We start from the raw sequence: 23,164 nt of genomic DNA, 5'->3' as shown, positions 1-23,164 counted from the left end.
CAGTAATGTGGAAACATAAAAAAGACGGCCATTTGGCCGTCTTTTTTACGTTTATATAACTTCAATCAAGTCTATTAGAAGGCGAAATCCGCTACAGCAGCAGCAGCTACTTTCTCCTGTTGGCCTGTCTGTAAGTTTTTAATACTCACTAGATTTTCCTGTAATTCAGATTCTCCGATGATGGCTACAAACGGAATACCGCGCTTATCAGCATATTTCATTTGTTTATCCATTTTGGAAGACTCGTGATAAATTTCTGCGGCAATGCCTTTATTGCGCAGCGCTTGTACATGTCCGAATGCGGCGCGGGCATTAGCTTCGCCGAGGTTCAGGAAGAGTACGCGGGTAGATTGCTGTGCCGTTTCTGGGAAAAGCTTCAGTTCTTCTAGTACATCATAAATACGATCAACTCCAAAGGAAATACCGACGCCGGAAATGCCTGGCAGACCGAAAAGACCAGTAAGGTCGTCATAACGACCACCACCTCCGATACTACCCATTTTAACGGTAGCAGGCGCTTTTACTTCTACAATCATACCTGTATAGTAATTCAGACCGCGGGCCAGTGTTACGTCTACAACAGGAATACTATTGTAGGTGGTATAACCAGAGTTCAGTACAAATGAAAGTTCATCGATACCTTTCTGAGCGGTAGGGCTGTCTTTCAGCAGTGTGCGCAGTTTTTCCAATTTCTCTTCGCTGGTACCATCAATAGCCAGGAATTGTTCAATCGTGTTGATATCCTCAGTAGTAAGGCCTCTTTCAGCGAGTTCTTTACGTACGCCTTCCGCGCCTATTTTATCCAGTTTATCGATGGAGATAGTGATATCTGTAAGGAGACTCGTTTTACCAATTACTTCTGCCAGTCCATAGAGGATTTTGCGGTTGTTCACGCGCAGTTCTACGCCCTGGAGGCCAAGACGAGAGAAAACGGTATCGTAAATGAGCAGCAGTTCTACTTCATTCAGCAGGGAATTGCTACCTACCACGTCCGCATCGCATTGATAGAATTCACGGTAGCGGCCTTTCTGTGGTCTATCAGCTCTCCAAACTGGTTGCATCTGGTACCTTTTGAAAGGCATTGCCAGATCATTCTGGTTCATCACCACGAACCTAGCGAATGGAATGGTAAGATCATAACGGAGGGCTTTTTCACTGAGCGCGCTTACGAGTTCCTTGTTATTGGTCGCCTTTTCAGCATCTGCGAAAATTTCTCCGTTGTTCAGGACTTTAAACATCAGCTTATCGCCTTCTTCACCATATTTGCCTGTCAAGGTCGACAGGTTTTCCATGGCAGGGGTTTCCAGCGGTTGGAATCCGTAGAGTTCAAATACTTCACGGATGGTCTGGAAAATATAATTACGCTTTCTTACGATCACCGGGCCGAAGTCGCGGGTACCTTTGGGAATGCTGGGCTTAATCATTATAAAAAGTTAAAAGTTATTGTTCATTTTTTACTATTCGTTCGCAGGCTTCGTATATTAATCTATATACAGGAGCGAACATGGTATCATCGAAGTATGGATCGGGCACTTCCTGTTTATTTTCCAGCAGGAAATGGACTTTCTGGCGATCGGCTTCATGTCTGGCTTGATGGATAACGTTACTGTAGTTACTGCTATCCATGACGTAGATACGATCGAATCGGTCGAAATCGCTGCTATTAAATTGCTGGCCCCGGTGTCCGGAGATATCGATACCATAGCTCCGGGCGATTTTAATGGATCTACGGTCAGGAGCGTCCCCGACGTGCCAGTTGCCCGTTCCGGCGGAATCGATGTGCCAGTCGTGATGATGATACTCGGTCGCTAGGTGACGCATAATACCCTCCGCAAGGGGGGATCTGCAGATATTACCTAGACAGACCATTAAAATTTTCATGTTAAGGAAATTGAAATTCTGGCCGCAAACCTACAAGATATTATGGAAATCTGCATTGATTTGCATCTAATAGGTAGGTAATGAGATTATTGAAAGAAAAATCTGCTTAAAAAATGTTATTTGTTGAAAAAATGCCTCAAATTGCCGCTGGTTGTGTAATTGAGTGTATATTTAGCAGGTTTTTTTAACAAACTTCTAAAAGTTCATATACCTGATTAAAAAATATTTTTTTGTATACTTGTAAATCGCAATCATAGAATGATGCAGGACGAACGAACAAATAGACGTATAGAAAATAAGTATAGACCAATAGGCGAATTAGTTAGAGGATTATTCTTTCTTCTCTTTGGTCTTTTCGCGATTTTCGCACAAAAATTAGGCTTTGGAGAGTTCCGTTTACCGCCGCAGTGGATGACATTTTTGGGAATTGCACTGTGTATTTACGGTCTCTTTAGAGTTTATAATGGAGTGAAAAAACTTTTTTTTAACGGGAAATAGCGAAAGGAGGTTTGTTTATGGGAATACTCAATTTTACTAAAACGGCGGCGGCCTGTATGATAGCGATGATTGCTATGGCTGCTTGTAATAACAAGACTGGTAAACAGAAGATAGACACGCCAACCGAAGGAACCATCCGGATCAGTGTTGATGAAACATACCAACCGCTGATGGAAGCTGAGATCAAAGTATTTCAGTCTTTGTATCCAAAAGCGCATATTATTGCAGAATACAAGCCGGAATCAGAATGTTTTAAGGATTTGTTGGACGATAGTTCAAGACTGATAATTGTTACACGCGAATTTAACCAACAGGAAAAGGATTATTTTAATCAGCAGATCAAGATTAAGCCACGTAGTATGTTACTCGCCTGGGATGCGTTGGCGCTGATCGTTAATCACAGCAATCCAGATTCTATACTTACCATGGACCAGGTAAGGAATGTGATGGATGGCACAGATACTGAACGTAAATGGCAACTAGTGTTTGATAATGCCAACTCAAGCACGGTTCGATATATAAAGGACTCCATCAACAAAGGTAAAGCGTTACCTGCCAATACTATGGCGGCAAAAACCAATCCTGAAGTAGTGGGTTACGTTACAAAGAATAAAGATGCCATTGGAGTTATAGGTGTTAGCTGGATCTCCGATCCGAACGACTCCCTGTCACTGGCCTTTACCAAAGACGTCACAGTAGCCAAATTGAGAGCTGATGGCTATTCTGAATTTGTAAGACCTTACCAGGCTTACATTGGAATTGGTAGCTACCCATTGAAAAGAGGTTTCTTTTATTGTTTGAGAGAACCATACAGTGGACTTGGCTCGGGGTTTGCCACATTCCTAGGGAGCTATGAAGGACAGCTAGTAATCAAGCAGTTCAGATTGTTCCCGGCCAGATTGAACGTAGTTTTCAGAGAGGCCAACCTGAAGTAGAAAAACACAACTAAAAATTTAAAAAAATCAGATTGCAAATGAACAGACGGAAAAGTTTAATCGTAGCAATGCTGTGCGCTGCATCCAGCAGTGTGATGGCTCAATCTGTAGAAGATGGATTGAAAGACCTTTATTACGGAAAGAATCTATCTGCAAAACAGAACTTCGAAAAAGTAATTGCTGCGAAGCCAACAGAAGACAAAGCCTATTATTACATGGGTATAGCACAACTGGCCATGGGTGATCAGGCTGGTGCTGCTGCCACTTTCCAGAAAGGTTTGCAGGCTGTTCCTACCTCTGCATTACTGCAAGTGGGTATGGGCCGTATCGACCTGTTGAATGGTAACGCTGCTGCTGCCAAACAAAAATTTGAAGGCGCAAACGCTGCTACTCAAGGAAGAGATGGCGATGTGGCACGAGCTATCGCTGATGCCAACACAGAAGTGAAAGGTGGTGATCGCCCTTACGCATTGAGCGTAATGGAAAAGCTCCTCAATAACGAAGGACGTAAGAAAAAAGAACAATATACTGCTACTGCAGCGGATTACATTGAGCTGGGTGACGCTTATCGTTTCCTGGGTGGTGAAAATGGTGGTAAAGCCATCACTACTTACGAGAAAGCTTTGGAATTACAGCCTAACAATGCAGAAGCAGTAATGAAAGAAGGTTTGGTAAACTATAATGCCCGTCTGAAATCAGAAGCGGTATCTGACTTTACCAAAGCAACCAACATGGATCCTAAGTATGCTCCTGCATTCTACGAGCTGTTCCTGTTCTACACCACTCCTAAAAAAGATCAACTGGATTGGAACAGAGCTGCTGGATACCTGCAACAATATATGGAAGTTGCTGACCCTGCAGATAAAGCTAAACTGCAATATCTGTCTGCTTCTGTAGCTTTCTTCAAAAAAGACTACGATCAAGCTATCTCCAAAGGACAAGCTGCCCTGGCTGGTGCTGATGCACAAACCACAGATAAATTAAGTCTGCTGATTGGTGACTCTTACCTGCAAAAAGGTGACTCCCTGACTGCTAAGAAAGTAATGGATGAATATGTAGCTAAAGCTGGCGATGCACATCTTGGTATCCAAGATTACAAACTGCTGAGCACTATTTACCTGCGTCTGAAATCTTCAGATTCTGCTACCCAAGCTGGTTATTCCGATAAAGGTCTGACTTACCTGGAAAAATATGCAGCCCTGGATACTACCAAAGACGTAGAAACCTACAATGCAGTAGCTGAAGCATATAAATCCGCTAAAAAATATGGCAAGGCTGGTGAATGGTATCTGAAATCCAATGATATCCGTGTTGCTAATAAAGAAACACTCCAGGCGATTGACTATTATCTGCCTGCACAGATGTTCTACTATGCCGGTGCTACCAGCAAACCACAGGATACTGTTGCATTAAATAAAGCAGATGAACTGTATGGTAAAATGATCGAAGTAAAACCTGATTTCGTATTGGGTTGGTATTACAGAGGGATGGCCAACTATGCCAAAGACCAGCAAGGTCTGTCAGGTATTGCAAAACCTTACTTCGAGAAATATGCAGAAATCGCTGGTGGCGACCCTGCTAAAAACAAACTTAACCTGATCAATACTTACACTTACCTGCTGCTGTACTACTACAACAAGGAGGATAAAGCAAACATGAACACTTACATGGAAAAACTGCTGTCTGTTGATCCAAACAGCGTTACCGTGAAAGAAATCAAAGAAAACATGTCTGCTCGTGAAAAACCTGCCAAACCAGCAGGTAACGGTGCCAAAACGGCTGCCGGCAACAAGAAGTAAGTAATCATCAAAGATTATAGACAAAAAACCCTCTGAACTTCAGGGGGTTTTTTTGTTTCTGGTTAATGAAAAAATCTAATATTTTACAGGTTTATTCATTTGATATTTAGATTACTTGCAGTATTTTTGCGCATTCGGTCAATATTTTTATCGGGAAGCTTATGTATACAGAAACTGAATTTTTGTCAGCAACGACTACTCCTTTCAGCTATCTCCCTATTGTATTGCAATTATTTGCAGCTATAGGTTTTGTTGGGATTACCATGTTTGCCACCCATTTTCTTGGTCCCAAACGTAAAACAAGCGATAAGCTTATTAACTTTGAGAGTGGAATTGAACAAGTTGGAAATGCCCGTCAGCCGGTTGCCATCAAATATTTCCTCACTGCGATCCTGTTCGTGTTATTTGATGTGGAGGTAATCTTTTTCTATCCCTATGCTGTTAATTTCAGAAGCCTTGGCTGGGAAGGATTTACTGCAGTGCTGATGTTTGTTGGTTTCTTCCTCTGTGGTTTTATCTACATTGTGAAGAAAGGAGCCCTTAAATGGGAAGATTAATCATAAATCTCTAAAACTTATACCATGGCTCGTCCGGTTCAATATAATACTAACGTGAAGATGGTGGAAATCCCTGAGGGATATTCCGGTGAAGGATTCTATGCCACCTCTTTTGATAAGGTGATAGGTTTGGCGCGTAAGAACTCTATCTGGCCACTGCCTTTCGCTACTTCCTGCTGTGGAATCGAATTCATGGCAACAATGGCTGCTACTTATGATATGGCACGTTTCGGTGCGGAACGTATGGCTTTTACTCCTCGCCAGTGCGACCTGCTGATGGTAATGGGTACTATTTCTAAGAAAATGGGACCTATCGTACGTCAGGTATACCTGCAGATGGCTGAGCCACGCTGGGTAATGGCAGTAGGTGCCTGCGCTTCTAGTGGCGGTATTTTCGATACTTACTCCGTTCTCCAAGGTATTGACCAGGTTATTCCGGTGGATGTATATGTACCGGGTTGCCCTCCAAGACCAGAAGGAATTATTGACGGCTTCATGAGAATTCAGGACCTCGTTGGTAATGAAAGTCTCCGCCGCCGTCATTCTGAAAGATATCGTGAACTCATGGAGTCTTACGGTATCAAATAGTGAAGAACTGGTAAATCGTTAATCGTAAATTACTCTTGTTAATGTCTTTAACAAACGAACGCATACAGCAACGACTCACGGAGAAGTTTGGAGAACAAGTCAGCGGCTTTGAAGAGCCATATGGCATGCTCACCTTCACCGTGCAGAAAGACTATAATCTGAAAGTAATGCAATTCCTGTTTGATGACGAGGAGTTGCGTTTTCAGTTTTTAACGGATATCACTGCCGTTCATTATCCAGAAAGGAAAAATGAAGAACTGGCTGTGATTTATCACCTGCATAACTTCCAGGATAATGTGCGCATTAGAATGAAAGCGTTTGCACCGGTATCCGCACCTAAAATATTTACCGCTACCAGCCTGTTTCTCTCTGCAAACTGGATGGAGCGTGAAACATATGACTTTTTCGGGGTTGACTTTGTAGGTCATCCTAATCTGAAACGTATCCTCAACGTGGACGAAATGAATTATTTCCCCATGCGTAAGGAATTCCCGCTCGAAGACTCCATGCGTATTGACAAAGACGATGAGATGTTTGGTCGGGGAGGAAACATTTAATACTACCAGGATATGCTAGACCAGAAACAACACGTAAAGCTGCCGGAAGGCTCAATAGAGAAAACAACTACCACGCTGAACCTGGGGCCTACTCACCCTGCTACCCACGGCGTGTTCCAAAATATTCTGGAAATAGACGGTGAACGAATTGTAAGCGCAGAATCTACAGTGGGCTATATCCACCGCGCCTTCGAAAAACTCGCTGAACGTCGCCCTTACTACCAGATCACTCCACTCACAGACCGTCTGAACTACTGCTCTTCCCCCATCAACAACATGGGCTGGCATCTGACGGTAGAAAAGCTGCTGGGTTTAGAAATGCCTAAACGTGTAGATTACATGCGTGTAATCATCATGGAATTGGCGCGTATTGCAGACCATCTGATCTGTAACTCAGTAATGGGTGTGGATACAGGAGCCCTCACCGGTTTCGTATACCTCATGACCTATCGTGAGTTGATCTATGAAATTTATGAAGAAATCTGTGGGTCCCGACTCACTACCAATATCGGCCGTGTAGGCGGTTTTGAAAGAAATTTCACACCTGCTGCATGGGCTAAAATTAACCGCTTCCTGGATGAATATCCGGCTGTACTGAAGGAGTTTGAAACCCTCCTGACCCGCAACCGTATCTTCATGGATCGTACCAAAGGAGTAGGCGGTATCGATGCCAAACGCGCTATGAGCTACGGCTTTACAGGCCCTAACCTCCGCGCTGCAGGTATCGACTACGATGTACGCGTGGCGAATCCATATAGCTCTTACCAGGATTTCGACTTCTCAGTGCCTGTAGGTACTACCGGCGACTGCTACGACCGTTACCTGGTGCGTAATGCAGAAATGTGGGAAAGTATCAGCATCATCCGTCAGGCAATGGAAAAATTAAAAGGCCTGCCAGAAGATATCTACCATGCAGATGTTCCAGATTTTTACCTGCCTCCTAAACAAGACGTATACACGAAAATGGAAGCCCTGATCTATCACTTTAAGATAGTTATGGGTGAAACCGATATGGTTCCAGGAGAAGTGTATAACGCCGTAGAAGGTGCCAATGGTGAATTGGGCTTCTATCTGATTAGCGATGGTGGCCGCAGTCCTTATCGACTGCACTTCCGCCGTCCATGCTTTATCTACTACCAAGCTTATGCTGAATTGGTACAGGGAGCCATGCTGAGCGATGCGATCGTCTGCATGAGTAGCCTGAACCTGATCGCTGGTGAGCTGGACGCGTAAAAGAGAGATATAAACTCCGGTTTATATCTTACACGTATTAATAAATTTATTCAATTATAAATTTGAATAGCAGTGGTTCAATTTTCTGAAGAGAAACTGAATAAAGTAAAAGAGATCATCGCACGCTATCCGGAAGGGAAGCAAAAAAGTGCGTTGATACCGGTGCTGCACCTGGCACAGGAGTCATTTGGTGGATGGTTGAGCGCAGAAACGATGGACTATGTGGCAGGATTGCTGCAACTGACACCGATCGAAGTATATGAAGTGGCTACTTTCTACAGTATGTTCAATCTGAAACCTGTAGGAAAGTACCTTTTTGAAGTATGTCAGACGGGTCCTTGCATGGTGAGTGGCTCCGATAACATCATTGAGTATATCAAAACCAAATTGGGTATAGCGGTAGGTGAAACTACCGCCGATGGCATGTTTACACTGAAAACAGTGGAATGCCTGGGTGCCTGTGGTTATGCTCCGATGATGCAGTTGGGTAAACATTACCGTGAACATCTCACCCCGGCAAGAGTGGATGAAATCATTGCTGAATGCAGGTCTAAGGCTAACTAATTTCGGTTACTAAAACATTATTACCATGATGCGGTTAACAGACATCTTTGTACAGAATTTATTACAGAACAAATTCATCCTGGTTGAATCAGCCCTGCTGGTTGGATCACTGACAGCACTCTGCAGAGTGGATGATACTTTTGCTTCTTTTATTTTCGGAGTTACTTCTGGATATCTGTTGTTCCGGCTAGGTGACCGTATTGCAAAAAGAGGAGCCAGTAAGGCCTGATGGTCAAAAATCATTACATCACAAATCTGTTGATGACAGCTTTCAGAAGGAAGATTGTCGTCAAACTATAAGAAGAAAATGGGACGCAAATTACTGTTAGAAAACGCACATATTGAAGGCATCCGGTATTATGATACTTACCGGAGCAAAGGCGGTTATGCGGCAGCGGAAAAGGCGCTGAAAAGCATGGGCCCAGAAGCTGTACTGGAAGAAGTGAAGAAAAGTGGTCTCAGAGGCCGTGGTGGAGCTGGCTTCCCTACCGGCATGAAATGGAGCTTCATTGCAAAACCAGAAGGCGTTCCCCGTTACCTCGTTTGCAATGCGGATGAATCCGAGCCAGGTACGTTCAAAGACCGCTACCTTATGGAGTTTATCCCTCACCTCCTCATCGAAGGATTGCTGATCTCCAGCTTTACCCTGGGCGCTAATGCCTGCTATATATATATCCGTGGTGAATATGCTTGGATTCCTGATATCCTGGAACAAGCTATCGCGGAAGCAAAAAATAACGGATGGTTAGGTAAAAACATCCAAGGAACTGGTTTCGACCTGGAAATCTACGTTCAGCGTGGTGCTGGCGCCTATATCTGTGGTGAAGAAACTGCGCTCATTGAATCCCTGGAAGGTAAACGCGGTAATCCACGTATCAAACCTCCATTCCCTGCGGTAAAAGGCCTCTGGCAGTGCCCTACCGTAGTAAACAACGTTGAAACACTGGCTGCTGTAGTACCTATCATTAACTACGGCGCAGATGAATATATCAAACTGGGCACTGGTAAATCTACTGGTACTAAACTGATCTCCGCTTGCGGTAATATCAACAAACCGGGTGTTTACGAAATTGAAATGAATATCTCCGTAGAGGAATTCATCTTCTCTGAAGAATACTGCGGTGGTATCAAAAATGGTAAACGCCTGAAGGCTTGTATCCCTGGTGGATCTTCCGTTCCAGTGCTCCCTGCCAATCTTCTGCTGAAAACAGCTAAAGGCGAAACCCGTATGATGACATATGAAGGTTTGGCAGATGGCGGTTTTGCAACAGGTTCCATGCTGGGTTCTGGCGGTTTTATCGTAATGGATGAAGATCAGTGTATTGTTCGCAACACGCTCACATTTGCACGTTTCTACCACCACGAAAGCTGCGGTCAATGTAGCCCATGCCGTGAAGGTACCGGTTGGATGGAAAAAGTGCTGAAAAATATTGAATACGGAAAAGGTAAAATGAGTGACATCGATCTGCTCTGGGATATCCAGCGTAAAATCGAGGGTAATACCATCTGCCCACTCGGCGATGCAGCAGCATGGCCAGTAGCAGCAGCTATCCGTCACTTCCGTGATGAATTTGAATGGCATGTGAAAAATCCGGATGAAGCGCAGCGCCGTAATTTCGGCTTGGCCCATTACGCAGACCCACTGCCAGTGCCTGCTGCTGTGTAGGTTGCTCGCAAAGGGCGCGAAGGAGCAGAGACGCAAAGATTTTCCCCAGTATTGTTAACCTTTAGATATTTCATCCATGGAGGAAAATGTAATCTCGAAGGAGATTTTAAATGTTTGCTTTGACATTCATAAAAAGTATGGACCAGGATTGTTCGAATCAGTGTATGAGGAGATCCTATGTTATGAACTAAGAAAGAGAGGCTTTGATGTTATTCGCCAAAAGGAAATTACTCTTGTTCATGATGAGGTGAAATTAGATAAGGCGTTTCGAATAGATCTTCTGGTAAATGAAAAAGTTCTTATTGAGATTAAATCAGTGGAAGAATTGGGAAATGTACATTTTAAACAAGTATTGACATATCTGAAACTGACGAATCTGAAATTAGGAATGTTAGTGAACTTTAATGTTTCATTGTTGAAGCATGGCATTCATAGAATAGTTAACGGGTTATATTAAAAATCAGTTAAAAATCAAACTTACTCCTTAGTTCCTTTGCGAACTTTGCGAGAAAAAAAATATACAATGGCTGAGGAAAAAAAATTGTTCAAGGTCAAGATTGATAATATCACCGTGGAGGTTGAACCTGGTACAACCATTCTCAACGCGGCGCGTGGTATCGGGGGAGATGTAGTTCCACCGGCAATGTGCTATTACTCTAAACTGGAGGGTAGTGGCGGTAAATGCCGTACTTGCCTCGTGAAAGTAACCAAAGGATCCGAAGCAGATCCTAGACCTATGCCTAAGCTGGTAGCTAGCTGCCGTACAACCGTAATGGATGGTATGGAAGTGGCGAATATCACGTCTCCAGAAGTCCTGGATGCACGAAAAGGTATCGTTGAATTCCTGTTGATCAATCACCCGCTGGATTGCCCAGTATGTGACCAAGCCGGAGAGTGCGACCTGCAAGATCTGAGCTACGAACATGGTGCTGAAACCACCCGCTACGAATTCAAACGTAGAACTTTTGATAAAGTAGATCTCGGCGAGCATATTCAGTTGCACATGACACGCTGTATCCTTTGCTACCGTTGTGTTTTCACCGCTGATCAACTGACAGAAAAACGTGAACACGGGATACTCGATAGAGGTGATCATTCTCAAATCAGCACTTATATCCAGCAAAACCTGGACAATGACTTCATTGGTAACGTAATCGATGTTTGTCCGGTAGGTGCGCTGACAGATAAAACGGCTCGTTTCAAAAACCGTGTATGGTTCCTGAAACCTGTGGATGCACATCGTAACTGCGAGAATCCAAAATGCTGCGGTAAAACCGTACTCTGGATGCGTGGTAACGAAATCTTCCGTGTAACTGCTCGTAAGGATCAGTTTGGGGAAGTAGAAAATTGGATTTGTGATACTTGCCGTTTCGAGAAGAAAGACGTGAAAGACTGGGTAGTTGAAGGTCCTCGTAATATCGATCGTCACAGTGTGATTTCTCAGGGTCACTATGTAAATATGGTGAAACCTAAAGATCCTCTGGTGGAAGTATTGGATGGCCGTCAGCCACAATTACTTTTCGATATCCACACTACCAGCCAGGTAAACAGACCGGATATCGATCTGTCTAAAATTGACGGACCGGCACATTCTGACGACTTCAACAAGCCTAAATCGTAATTCGTAATTCGTAATCGTACTTGATAATGACGTTATTAAGCATAGACTGGTTTTATTTAGTGGAGAAAATACTCCTGATTTCCGGAGTATTGGTGCTCTCACTGGTGGTGGCCATGTATTCCACCTGGGGTGAAAGAAAGGTGGCCGCCTGGATTCAGGACCGTCTGGGTCCTAACCGTGCGGGTCCAATGGGATTGCTCCAGCCGCTGGCGGATGGTGGTAAACTCTTTTTCAAGGAAGAGATTATCCCAACCAACTCCAACAGATTTCTGTTTATTCTGGGTCCGTCCATTGCAATGATGGTGGCCTGTATGACCAGTGCTGTTATTCCATGGGGAGATACCATCACCATCGCAGGACGTTCTGTTTCCTTGCAGGTGGCTGATGTGAATATCGGTATCCTCTTTATTTTCGGAGTAGTGAGTATGGGTGTGTATGGTATCATGATTGGTGGTTGGGCTTCCAACAACAAATATTCCCTGCTGGCATCTGTGCGTGCTGCCTCCCAGATCATCTCTTATGAGCTGCCTATGGGTCTGGCTTTGATCGCGCTGCTGATGCTGACAGGTACGCTCAGTTTGAAAGAAATTGTTGAACAGCAGCGCCATGGTATGTGGAATGTATTCCTGCAGCCACTGGGCTTTGTGATTTTCCTTATTTGTGCTTTCGCTGAATGTAACCGTACTCCATTCGACTTACCAGAGGCAGAGAATGAGCTCAATGGTGGTTATCACCTGGAATATTCTTCCATGAAACTGGGCTTCTTCCTGTTTGCGGAGTATATCAATATGTTCATCAGCTCTGCATTGATCGCTACCATGTATTTCGGAGGTTATTCCTTCCCAGGTATGGACAGTCTTGGTTGGAATGAAAATGCGATAGCCCTGTTAGGGTTCTTCTTATTTTTCCTGAAAATATTGTTCTTCATTTTCGTATTCATGTGGGTACGTTGGACAATCCCAAGATTCCGTTACGATCAGTTGATGCGTTTGGGCTGGAGAGTATTGATTCCAGTGGCATTGGCAAATATGCTGATCACAGGCGCTGTGGTATTATTACGTCAACATTAATCATGTATTTTCCCTGCCATTGGCAACAATGGCAGGCCTTAAATAGCATTTATTATGCAAACTTTAACTAATAGGGCAAAACCGGTTGATCGCAGTCCCATGACTCCCATGGAGAAATTGTATATCCCCGGTATCGCAAAGGGGATGTGGATTACCCTGAAACACCTTTTCAGACGTAAAGCTACCGTTAGCTTTCCAGAGAAGAAACGTCAATTCAGCCCTGTATTCCGTGGACTGCATGTACTGAACAGAGATGAAGAAGGTCGTGAAAGATGCACTGCCTGCGGACTCTGCGCAGTTGCTTGTCCGGCTGAAGCGATCACTATGGAAGCAGCAGAAAGAAAACCCGGAGAAGAACATCTGTACCGTGAAGAGAAATATGCTGCCCGCTATGAGATCAATATGCTACGTTGCATATTCTGTGGTTTTTGTGAAGAAGCATGTCCTAAAGACGCCGTTTACATGTCTGAAACCTTCCCTCCAGCGGATTATCAGCGTAAAGGCTTTATCTATGGGAAACAAGATCTCCTGATCCCTAATCCCAAAGACAATAAATAATTTCTTCCTAAAAACACAATACAATAGTCAAACATAGCAGAGATGGGAATGAGTATACAACAAATAATTTTCATGGTGCTGTCGTTCGTTGCGCTGGTATCAGCGTTGGGCGTAGTATTGAGTAAAAATCCCGTTACCAGTGTATTATGTCTGATCGTGACATTCTTCGCGATAGCCGGACATTACATCATGCTGAATGCACAATTCCTGGCAGTAGTACACATCATCGTTTATGCAGGAGCCATCATGGTATTGTTCCTTTATGTGATGATGCTGATGAATCTGAATGCAGACATTGAGCCGCACAAACGCAACTGGCTGAAATATGCCGGGGCTATCAGTGGCGGCGCGCTGTTGGTAGTACTGGTAGCAGCACTGCGTGATGCAAGCGTACCTGCACTGAATGATACTGCGGTTGAAATTGGTCTGATCCATAACCTGGGTAAACTCCTGTTTACACAGTATGTGGTGCCTTTTGAGATCAGCAGTATTCTGTTCCTCAGTGCAATGATAGGTGCAGTAGTAATTGGTAAAAAAGACTGATCCTATCAGGTCAGTGTAGTTCGTAAATCGTAATTCATTTATATGCCTGTTCAATATTACATATTCCTGAGTATCGCCCTGTTTTGCATTGGTGTTATGGGAGTGTTGATGCGTAGAAATGCCATCATCATTTTTATGTGCATAGAACTGATGTTAAATGCAGTAAACCTGTTGCTGGTTGCCTTCTCAAAAATGTGGGCAGATGCCGGAAAAGTAGATGCCGGATCAGCGCAGTTATTCGTGTTCTTCATCATGGTTGTAGCAGCTGCTGAAGTAGCAGTGGGCCTGGCCATCATTACAATGGTCTACAGAAATACAAAATCCGTAGATATTAACATTCTTAACAGGCTGAAAAATTAATAATTCTCATCCTTCATAATTATTAATTTCTTCGACGTCGTAAATAGAATTGATAAATGATTAATCTAGTTTGGCTGGTACCATTTTTACCATTATTAGGTTTCCTGGTGAATGGATTGGGACGCAGATTTTTATCCAAGTCCCTCGTAGGGTTTGTTGGAAGCAGTACGGTGTTGGCTGCCTTTGTGGTGAGCTTATTGATTTTTTTCCAGGTGAAAACCCCGGGATTTACTGCACAGGTTGTTAGCCTGTTCGATTTCATTTCTGTCGGATCACTTCATATTCCCTTCGCTTTTCAGGTAGATCAACTGAGTGCACTTTTCCTCCTGATTATTACCGGTGTAGGTACCCTGATCCATATCTACTCTACTTCTTACATGCATGATGAGAGCAATGAGAGCTTCGCAAGATATTTTGCTTACCTCAATCTCTTCGTATTCTCTATGCTGATCCTCGTATTGGGTGCCAACTATGTGATGATGTTCATCGGTTGGGAAGGCGTAGGTTTATGTTCTTATCTCTTGATTGGTTTCTGGTTTAAAAATACCAGTTATAATAATGCTGCCAAGAAAGCATTCATCATGAACCGTATCGGTGACCTCGGTTTCCTGATCGGTATCTTCTTCATGATTATGCAATTTGGTACAGTTACTTTCCCTGAAGTATTTGCAAAAGCAGCGCCACTGGGCATGAATAGCCCAGTTCTGGCGGCTATCGCTATCTTCCTCTTTGTAGGTGCTACCGGTAAATCAGCGCAAATTCCGCTGTATACTTGGTTACCAGATGCGATGGCGGGTCCTACTCCTGTATCTGCCCTGATCCACGCTGCCACCATGGTGACTGCCGGTATTTACATGATTGCTCGTAGCAACGTGATTTACACATTGGCACCTTGTGTTCAGACTATCGTAGCGGTGATTGGTTTGGCAACTGCACTCTTTGCAGCTACCATCGCCCTAAAACAAAACGATATCAAAAAAGTACTGGCCTATTCTACAGTAAGCCAGTTGGGTTATATGTTCCTCGCACTGGGCGTTGGCGCTTACGGTGCGGCGGTATTCCACGTAATGACACACGCTTTCTTTAAAGCGCTGTTGTTCCTCGGTTCCGGTTCCGTTATCCACGCAATGGGTGGCGAACAGGATATCCGTAAAATGGGTGGACTGAAAAAATATATGCCTACCACTCACTGGACATTCCTCGTAGGTTGCCTAGCCATTGCAGGTATCCCTGGATTCTCCGGTTTCTTCTCCAAAGATGAAATCCTCGCAAATGCCTTTGGAGTGAATATCTCTTATTATGCGTTTGGACTTATCGGTGCGCTGATGACAGCCTTCTATATGTTCCGACTGTATTATATCACTTTCTGCGGTCAGTTCCGTGGCACACACGAACAAGAACATCACTTGCATGAAAGTCCTGCTGCTATCACCATTCCACTGGTAATTCTTGCTGTACTGTCCATCTTCGGTGGTTATGTTGGCATGCCGGAAGTATTTGGTGCCAAGAACTTCCTGGCGGAATACCTGGAACCTATCTTCGCACCGTCTGCACCGTTTGCAGTGGCGCATCATCTGGGCCACAGCACAGAATGGTTGCTGATGGGATTGAGCAGTGCGTTGGTAATAGTAATGATCTTCTTTGCACGTTCTCGTTTTGTCAACTACCAGGATACTGGTGCTGAAAGCACAGGCTTAGGAAAAGTACTGGAAAACAAATGGTATGTTGATGAGATATATGATGCGGTAATCGTAAAACCTCTCTATGAACTGAGTCGTTTCTTCCGGGATACTATTGAAAAATCCGGAATTGACAGACTGGTAAATGGTGTCGGTCGTGGTGTTAAATGGGGTAGTAACCAGTTCCGCCAGTTACAAAGTGGAAATGTTGGGTTCTACATCTTTGCCATGGTAATTGGTATGATCGTATTATTTGTGATCGGATTCTTATTATAAACCAAAAGCAGAAGTTACAAGCGCAGATAAATTATGTTGACAGTTTTATTAATATTGATTCCTTTCATAGCGGGCCTTATCGCATTTGGCCTGAAGGGATCCGGGCCTAAAATGCTGGCGATGGTAGCATCCCTGGCAACGGTGGCAACAGCAATCGGCGCATGGTGCCGCCTCGGTACTGCACCAGCAGATTTGAGCTTTGCAGCCAACTGGATTCCTCAGCTGGGGAGTCAATTCAAAGTAGGGTTAGATGGAATGGGCATGATGCTGTGTTTACTTACAGCCATTGCTTTTCTGCTTGTTTTCATCAACATTCATAACCGCGAATACGAATCTTCCAGCAGCTTTTACGGACTGATGTTATTATCGCAGGCGGGTCTGACCGGTGTATTCACCGCGTTTGATGCCCTGCAGTTCTACATCTTCTGGGAGCTGGCACTGATTCCCGTTTATTTCCTCTGCTCACTCTGGGGAGGCGAAAAACGTATAGCCGTTACCTTTAAGTTCTTCGTTTATACATTCCTGGGTTCACTGCTGATGCTGGTAGGTATCATCTACCTATATGCACAAACTCCGGATCATTCATTCAGTTGGGAAAGCTTTACTACCCTGCATTTGGGTGCTGATCAACAAAACTGGCTCTTCTGGCTGTTTTTTGTTGCATTTGCCATCAAAATGCCAGTGTTTCCTTTCCACACTTGGCAGCCAGATACTTACGAACAATCTCCAACCCCTGTAACCATGATCCTCTCTGGTATAATGGTGAAAATGGGTCTGTTTGGTCTGATTCGTTGGTTGCTGCCGGTATTGCCAGAAGGCGCTAGCATGTGGACAGATGTAGCTATCGTATTATCTATCATCGGTATCATCTATGCTTCTTGCATCGCCATGGTACAGAGTGATCTGAAACGATTGATTGCTTATTCTTCCATTGCGCATATTGGTTTGATGAGTGCTGCTATCTTCTCCAAAACGGAGCAGGGTATGCAGGGTGCGCTGTTGCAGATGTTCAACCACGGTATTAACATTATCGGATTGTGGATAATCGTTGAAATTATCCAGCAACGTCTGAAAGTGAAAAATATGGACGATTTGGGCGGTATGGCGCAGAAGGCTCCTCGTATGGCTACCTTCCTGGTAATCATCAGTCTTGCCAATATCGGTCTGCCATTGACGAACGGTTTTGTAGGTGAGTTCCTGATGTTTAGCGGACTTTTCCACTATAATCACTGGTTTATGGCCATTGCCGGACTGGGTATCATACTCGCAGCAGTGTATACACTGAATATGATTCAGAAAGTAATGTTCGGCAACACGAATGCATTAACAGATACTACTACTGACCTGCAGCCTGGTGAAACACTGGCGCTGAGCGTGGTGGTTGCTATCATCCTGATCTTGGGTGTTTATCCAAAACCAATCCTGGATCTGGTTAGCAGCACAACAGCAGGGGTTCTTAAATTTTAAACGGGGTTTTGTAACGCAAAAATATGAATGCACTAATTTCTACTGCTTTATCGGGCGTTGTACTGATGTTTGTTGGTTTATTTGCACGAAATAAGCAGACCATTAAATTTTTTGCCATAGCGGCCATTATTATAGCTTTTATAGCTAACCTCGTACAGTATCCTTCTGTTGAGCTGGGTAGCTATACTATGTTTGGCATGATTGAAGTGTCTAAATTCAGTGTGATCTTCAATGCCGTAGCATTGGGTTCTACGTTGATATATTTCCTGTTATCCGGCAGTGATTTTGAAAAAGTGGGAGAACATGTCGCAGATTATTTTGCGCTGATATTCTTCATTTTGGCTGGTATCTCTCTGGCATCTACCTTCAGCAACCTGCTGATGTTGTTCCTGGCCATTGAGATTATGTCCATTCCACAGTATATCCTGGCAGGTAGCGATAAAAAGAATCAGAAAAGTAATGAGGCTTCCCTGAAGTATTTCCTGATGGGCTGTTTCTCTACAGGTATACTCCTGATGGGTATCACCTTGATTTACGGTTCTGCAGGTACTTTCGAAATCAGTTCCCTCGGACTGGGTGCTGAGAACGTTTCTCCACTTGCATTATGCGGTATTATCCTGGTGGCTTTTGCACTGTCTTTCAAAGTATCTGCAGTGCCATTCCATTTCTGGACACCAGACGTATACGATGGTTCACCAACCGTATTCACCTCTTTCATGGCAACAGTAGTAAAAGCAGGTGGTTTCATCGCTTTTGTAAGGTTGTTCCATGTAGGTTTCAATGGCGGTACCATCAGCCAGCATTGGATGCTGATCTTGTCTATCATCACTGCACTGACTTTGGTACTCGGTAACTTCACCGCAGTATTCCAGCAAAGTGTAAAACGTATGCTGGCTTACTCCAGTATTGCGCAGGCAGGTTTCATGCTGTTTGCTGTCATCGCTATGAATCAGATGGCTGCACAAGGAATTATCCTGTATGCTGCTGCTTATAGCGTGGCTACCATCGGTGTTTTTGCAGTACTGATGCGCATGCATGACTATACCTTCGAAGGCTTCAATGGCTTGGCTAAGAAAGAACCGTTGCTGGCTTTTGCAGTAACTGTATTCCTGTTCTCTCTGGCGGGTATTCCCATTACTGCTGGTTTCTTCGCGAAATACTTCGTACTGGCGGCTGCCATCCAGCAAGGACACATGCTTTGGTTGGTAATCCTAGCAGTGCTTTGTGCAGCTATCAGCGTATACTACTATTTCAGAGTGATTATCGCTATGTACTTCAAACAGGGCACTCCTGTACTGGAACCAGTTTCAGGTGGCTTTAAAGCAGCCCTGATCCTGACCGTTATCATCGTTCTGGCGATGGGTATCTTCCCTCACCTGGTGATAGGTTGCCTCTAAACACATAGTAATACGATATAAGATGAGGGCCCGCGCAGATAGCGCGGGCCCTCTTGCTTTAAAGGAACCATTCATCCCAAATAAGCGCGTTTCGAATGCATTATTATATTAACTTTACTATTAACCCGTAATTATGCAATCCCGAGATATATTTTCACTAGCATATCGTTCCGTTACCGGTAACAGACTACGTACCGGGCTTACTGTAGCAATTATCGCTTTAGGTATCACCGTTCTGGTAGGTATTCTCACAGCTATCGACAGTATGAAGAGCAGCATTTACAGCAGCTTTGCTATGATGGGTGCAAATAGCTTCAGTATCAGGAACAGGGATATCCAAGTACGCATAGGGGATGATGGTGGAGATAAAGCCTCAAAAGGGAACAAAAACATCAAAAAAGTAAAGAAATCAAACAGTAATAAGGTTATTTCCTACCAAGACGCAATGGCGTTCAAGGAAAGATTCAAATTTCCAGCCCAGGTCAGTATTAATGTTAGAGCTTCTGGTATTGCCACCGTTTATAAGGATGATAAGAAAACGAATCCTAATGTGACCGTGTTGGGTGGCGATGAGAATTATCTCTTGATATCCAACTACGAAGTCGCCCAGGGAAGAAACTTTAACTCCCTGGATGTTAACTCCGGTAGAAATGTCGCCATCTTAGGTAAGGACGTGGCCGAAAAACTGTTCGGCAAGAAGCTGAAGAATGTAGTGAATAATACCATTCGGGTAGGAGATGTGCGTTATCGCGTAATTGGTGTGCTGGCCTCCAAAGGTAGCAGTAGCCTGATGAGCGCTGATAATGTGGTCATCACTACGGTCAACAATACACGAAGAATATTCAACAGACCCAATGTTTCTTACCAGATTGGTATCGCTGTGAAGGATATCAATCACATGGAACCCGCACAGGGAGAAGCTACGGGGCTTTTCCGCGTTATCCGCGGACTGGCAGTGAATGAAGAGGATAACTTTGTTATTAGTAAGAGCGATAGCATTGCGGAAATGCTCTTCAAAAGTCTTAGCCAGGTGAATCTTTTCGCCGTTGCGATTGCCTTTATTACGCTCTTTGGTTCGGCCATAGGCCTTATGAATATCATGTTGGTTTCTGTGGCAGAGCGTACCCGCGAAATCGGGGTTACCAAAGCCTTGGGCGCCACCAGTAAAGTTATCCGCAAGCAATTCCTTTACGAGGCTATTATCATCAGTGTAATGGGTGGCTTAATAGGAGTGATTGCAGGTATGCTGCTGGGGAATATTATGTCCATTCTCCTGAGTTCTCCATTTTATATTCCATGGTTCTGGATTTTCGTAGGAGTGAGCCTTTGTGCGCTAGTGGGCCTGATCTCCGGCCTTTATCCGGCCTTTAAGGCTTCCAAACTAGATCCTATCATTGCGCTGCGATACGAATAAGCAGCTTCACTTTACATCTGTTTTTTTATATCTTGTTCATTACCTAAAAAATGAGCAAGTATGCCATTACTCATTGTTATTGCTGCTATTCTGCTGCTGGTAATACTGGTTACCTGGTGCAAGCTGAATACCTTCCTCTCTTTCCTGATAGTATCCCTGCTAATGGGATTGGCCCTGCATATGAAGATGACGGATGTTATCCAGTCTATCCAGACAGGTATCGGGAAGACACTAGGCTCTTTAATTGTAGTCATTGTTTTTGGCAGCATGTTGGGAAAGCTCGTAGCGGAAAGTGGTGCGGGACAAAGGATTACAGGTGGACTCATGCAATTACTCGGTCCAAAGTACGTACAGTGGTCACTGATGATTACCGGTTTTGTAGTGGGAATTCCCCTCTTCTATAACATCGGATTTGTATTGATGGTGCCGCTTATCTTCATGGTGGCAGCGCGTACTGGATTACCGGCTGTCTACCTGGGCATTCCTATGCTCGCGTCTCTCTCTGTAACACACGGTTATCTACCTCCACATCCTTCTCCCTCTGCACTGGTACAATATTTCCATGCCAGTATGGGACTAACCTTGTTGTATGGTATACTGGTGGCCATTCCCGCAATCATCCTTGCAGGACCTGTTTTTAGCCGCTTACTTAAAAACTACACTACCACTCCATCCAAAATGTTTGAGGCGAAAGAACTGCCTGAAAATGAGATTCCAGGTATGGTAGCAAGTCTGCTGGCTGCTATGCTACCGGTACTGTTGCTGGCTATGACTGCATTGGTAAAGCTATGGGTGCCAGCAGGGAGTATCTGGTACGATATGGCCACCTGGTTGGGCGAACCCCTGATAGTGATGCTGCTGGCCGTGTTGAATGGTATGTATTTGCTGGGGTTCCGTCGGAAGATGTCCTCAAAAAGAATGTTGGGATTGATGGATGAGGCAGTGAAGGATGTAGCCGTGATTATACTGATCATAGGCGGCTCCGGGGCATTGACACAATTGTTGCACGACAGCAAGGTAAGTGCTTATATCGCTGATTCATTGCAGCAGTTGCATTTACATCCATTGGTGCTGGCATGGGGCATAGCCGCTATTATCCGAGTATGCATAGGATCTGCTACAGTGGCGGGTCTTACTACTGCTGCTATTATAGCGCCGATGATCCCTGCATCAGGTGTAAATCCTAATCTAATGGTACTGGCCACTGGCGCCGGAAGCCTCATGTTTTCTCATATAAACGATGCTGGTTTCTGGATGTTCAAAGAATACTTTAACTTGTCTGTGAAAGATACGATTAAGACTTGGTCAGTAATGGAAACCATCGTATCCATCACAGGACTGGCGGGCACATTGGTGTTGAGCCTCTTTGTATAAATCATCAACTGAAAATCGGGAAAAATGCTTTGGTACGAATTAAGAAATGCGGCACAGGTGGATTCTCCTGCCATTGTGGTATATAAAGACAGAATTATAGAGAATATAAGGCTGATAAAGGGAATGATCGATGATGTACAACGGTTACGCCCACACGTTAAAACGAATAAGATTACAGAAGTGGTACAGCTCATGCAGGATGCGCATATCAACAAGTTTAAGTGCGCCACCATTGCTGAAGCGGAAATGCTGGGAATCGCTGGGGCAAAGGATGTACTGCTGGCTTACCAGCCTGTTGGCCCTAAAGCGGTACGCTTGCTGGAACTGGTACAGAAATATCCTGCAACTGTATTTTCCTGTCTCGTTGATAACATAGAGGCAGCTAACCAACTCAGCCATTTATTTACTACGGTAGGAAAGAAATTGCCGGTGTACGTGGATTTAAATGTAGGAATGAATCGCACGGGTATTCGTCCGGAAAATGCCCTGGAATTATATGAATACCTGCATACGTTGCCAGGAGTATTGCCTATAGGATTGCATGCCTATGATGGCCATCTGCATGATACGGATATGTATATACGTACCCAACGTTGTGATGAGGCTTATTCGCCTGTTGAGCAACTGCGTGCGGCTATCGTGGCAGCGGGCTTCCAAGAGCCTGTAATTGTGGCGGGAGGTTCTCCTACTTTCCCAATACATGCACAACGTAAGGGGATCGAATGTAGTCCGGGTACTTTCGTATTCTGGGATTTTGGATATGCCCGCAATCTGCCGGAGCAGCCATTTCAGTATGCAGCATTGGTATTGAGTCGGGTGATATCTGTCTTGGATGCGCAGCACATCTGCCTGGATCTAGGACATAAATCCGTTGCTGCCGAGAGTCCGCAGCCACGGGTGGAATTCCTGAATATTCCTGGTAAGATCATTTCACAGAGTGAAGAACACTTGGTAATGGAGGTAGATGACGCCACGAAATATCCGGTAGGCACCCTGGGATATGGCGTGCCACTGCATATTTGCCCAACGGTAGCCCTATACGAGAAAGCATATGTTGCCGAAGCAAACGATGTGATAGCCAATTGGAAAGTAATAGCGAGGGATAGACAGATCATTGTCTGATCCAC

23 protein-coding genes are annotated in these 23,164 nt (G+C 44.3%); 21 read left to right on the top strand and 2 right to left on the bottom strand.

Translation table 11 applies throughout. The features are described from left to right. Positions 1-74 precede the first annotated feature (74 nt). Both hisS and JO154_RS24540 read right to left on the bottom strand, forming a co-directional pair. Positions 75-1,424, bottom strand: a complete 1,350-nt coding sequence (gene hisS, locus JO154_RS24545) for a histidine--tRNA ligase (protein WP_291951161.1) — start codon at positions 1,422-1,424, stop codon at positions 75-77. 16 nt (positions 1,425-1,440) lie between these two features. Then, positions 1,441-1,869 carry a low molecular weight protein-tyrosine-phosphatase gene (locus JO154_RS24540; RefSeq protein ID WP_291951617.1) on the bottom strand — a complete coding sequence of 143 codons (429 nt, stop codon included), beginning with the start codon at positions 1,867-1,869 and terminating at the stop codon, positions 1,441-1,443. A 527-nt stretch (positions 1,870-2,396) separates the two neighbouring features. On the opposite strand from JO154_RS24540, the gene JO154_RS24535 reads away from it, so the two are divergent. From JO154_RS24535 to JO154_RS24435, 21 genes are all read left to right on the top strand, one after another. Further along, a complete protein-coding gene (locus tag JO154_RS24535; RefSeq protein ID WP_291951158.1) occupies positions 2,397-3,314 on the top strand; it encodes a substrate-binding domain-containing protein in 918 nt (305 codons plus the stop codon). A gap of 38 nt (positions 3,315-3,352) precedes the next feature. Beyond that, a complete protein-coding gene (locus tag JO154_RS24530) occupies positions 3,353-5,113 on the top strand; it encodes a hypothetical protein (RefSeq protein ID WP_291951155.1) in 1,761 nt (586 codons plus the stop codon). A gap of 161 nt (positions 5,114-5,274) precedes the next feature. Further along, entirely contained in the window at positions 5,275-5,670 is a 396-nt protein-coding gene (locus JO154_RS24525) for an NADH-quinone oxidoreductase subunit A (protein WP_291951153.1), read from the top strand. A gap of 60 nt (positions 5,671-5,730) precedes the next feature. Then, positions 5,731-6,258, top strand: coding sequence for an NADH-quinone oxidoreductase subunit B (locus JO154_RS24520; protein WP_366935604.1), 528 nt, complete (start codon positions 5,731-5,733; stop codon positions 6,256-6,258). A 41-nt stretch (positions 6,259-6,299) separates the two neighbouring features. Further along, a complete protein-coding gene (locus tag JO154_RS24515) occupies positions 6,300-6,815 on the top strand; it encodes an NADH-quinone oxidoreductase subunit C (protein WP_291951146.1) in 516 nt (171 codons plus the stop codon). 12 nt (positions 6,816-6,827) lie between these two features. Then, a complete protein-coding gene (locus tag JO154_RS24510; RefSeq protein ID WP_291951143.1) occupies positions 6,828-8,048 on the top strand; it encodes an NADH-quinone oxidoreductase subunit D in 1,221 nt (406 codons plus the stop codon). Positions 8,049-8,120: 72 nt separating this feature from the next. Continuing rightward, positions 8,121-8,612 (top strand): NAD(P)H-dependent oxidoreductase subunit E, encoded by a 492-nt coding sequence (locus JO154_RS24505; RefSeq protein ID WP_291951141.1) that lies wholly within the window; start codon positions 8,121-8,123, stop codon positions 8,610-8,612. Between the two features lie 25 nt (positions 8,613-8,637). Then, positions 8,638-8,841: a hypothetical protein gene (locus JO154_RS24500; RefSeq protein ID WP_291951138.1), complete on the top strand. Its 204-nt coding sequence runs from the start codon at positions 8,638-8,640 to the stop codon at positions 8,839-8,841. A gap of 78 nt (positions 8,842-8,919) precedes the next feature. Beyond that, the gene (gene nuoF / locus JO154_RS24495; protein WP_291951135.1) at positions 8,920-10,278 is read left to right on the top strand and encodes an NADH-quinone oxidoreductase subunit NuoF; all 1,359 of its coding nucleotides are present in this window, start codon (positions 8,920-8,922) and stop codon (positions 10,276-10,278) included. A 76-nt stretch (positions 10,279-10,354) separates the two neighbouring features. Next, entirely contained in the window at positions 10,355-10,735 is a 381-nt protein-coding gene (locus tag JO154_RS24490) for a GxxExxY protein (RefSeq protein WP_291951132.1), read from the top strand. Between the two features lie 66 nt (positions 10,736-10,801). Then, positions 10,802-11,899 (top strand): 2Fe-2S iron-sulfur cluster-binding protein, encoded by a 1,098-nt coding sequence (locus JO154_RS24485; protein WP_291951129.1) that lies wholly within the window; start codon positions 10,802-10,804, stop codon positions 11,897-11,899. A gap of 26 nt (positions 11,900-11,925) precedes the next feature. Next, the gene (nuoH, locus tag JO154_RS24480) at positions 11,926-12,969 is read left to right on the top strand and encodes an NADH-quinone oxidoreductase subunit NuoH (protein ID WP_291951126.1); all 1,044 of its coding nucleotides are present in this window, start codon (positions 11,926-11,928) and stop codon (positions 12,967-12,969) included. Between the two features lie 54 nt (positions 12,970-13,023). After that, on the top strand, positions 13,024-13,527 hold the full coding sequence (gene nuoI / locus JO154_RS24475; protein ID WP_291951123.1) for an NADH-quinone oxidoreductase subunit NuoI: 504 nt from the start codon (positions 13,024-13,026) through the stop codon (positions 13,525-13,527). A gap of 48 nt (positions 13,528-13,575) precedes the next feature. Beyond that, positions 13,576-14,070, top strand: coding sequence for an NADH-quinone oxidoreductase subunit J (locus JO154_RS24470; RefSeq protein ID WP_291951120.1), 495 nt, complete (start codon positions 13,576-13,578; stop codon positions 14,068-14,070). Positions 14,071-14,112: 42 nt separating this feature from the next. After that, positions 14,113-14,430: an NADH-quinone oxidoreductase subunit NuoK gene (gene nuoK / locus JO154_RS24465; protein WP_111595207.1), complete on the top strand. Its 318-nt coding sequence runs from the start codon at positions 14,113-14,115 to the stop codon at positions 14,428-14,430. A gap of 56 nt (positions 14,431-14,486) precedes the next feature. Further along, a complete protein-coding gene (gene nuoL / locus JO154_RS24460; protein ID WP_291951115.1) occupies positions 14,487-16,385 on the top strand; it encodes an NADH-quinone oxidoreductase subunit L in 1,899 nt (632 codons plus the stop codon). A 33-nt stretch (positions 16,386-16,418) separates the two neighbouring features. Beyond that, the gene (locus JO154_RS24455) at positions 16,419-17,852 is read left to right on the top strand and encodes a NuoM family protein (protein ID WP_291951112.1); all 1,434 of its coding nucleotides are present in this window, start codon (positions 16,419-16,421) and stop codon (positions 17,850-17,852) included. A gap of 23 nt (positions 17,853-17,875) precedes the next feature. Further along, positions 17,876-19,249, top strand: coding sequence for an NADH-quinone oxidoreductase subunit N (locus tag JO154_RS24450; RefSeq protein ID WP_291951108.1), 1,374 nt, complete (start codon positions 17,876-17,878; stop codon positions 19,247-19,249). A 133-nt stretch (positions 19,250-19,382) separates the two neighbouring features. Then, positions 19,383-20,663, top strand: a complete 1,281-nt coding sequence (locus JO154_RS24445; protein WP_291951105.1) for an ABC transporter permease — start codon at positions 19,383-19,385, stop codon at positions 20,661-20,663. Between the two features lie 60 nt (positions 20,664-20,723). Beyond that, on the top strand, positions 20,724-22,037 hold the full coding sequence (locus JO154_RS24440; RefSeq protein WP_291951102.1) for a gluconate:H+ symporter: 1,314 nt from the start codon (positions 20,724-20,726) through the stop codon (positions 22,035-22,037). A gap of 24 nt (positions 22,038-22,061) precedes the next feature. Then, positions 22,062-23,159 (top strand): D-TA family PLP-dependent enzyme, encoded by a 1,098-nt coding sequence (locus tag JO154_RS24435; RefSeq protein WP_291951099.1) that lies wholly within the window; start codon positions 22,062-22,064, stop codon positions 23,157-23,159. Positions 23,160-23,164 lie beyond the last annotated feature (5 nt).

The sequence above is a fragment of the Chitinophaga sp. genome (genome assembly GCF_019236475.1).
Lineage (GTDB): Bacteria > Bacteroidota > Bacteroidia > Chitinophagales > Chitinophagaceae > Chitinophaga.
This window is presented reverse-complemented; position numbering and strand designations above follow the sequence as displayed.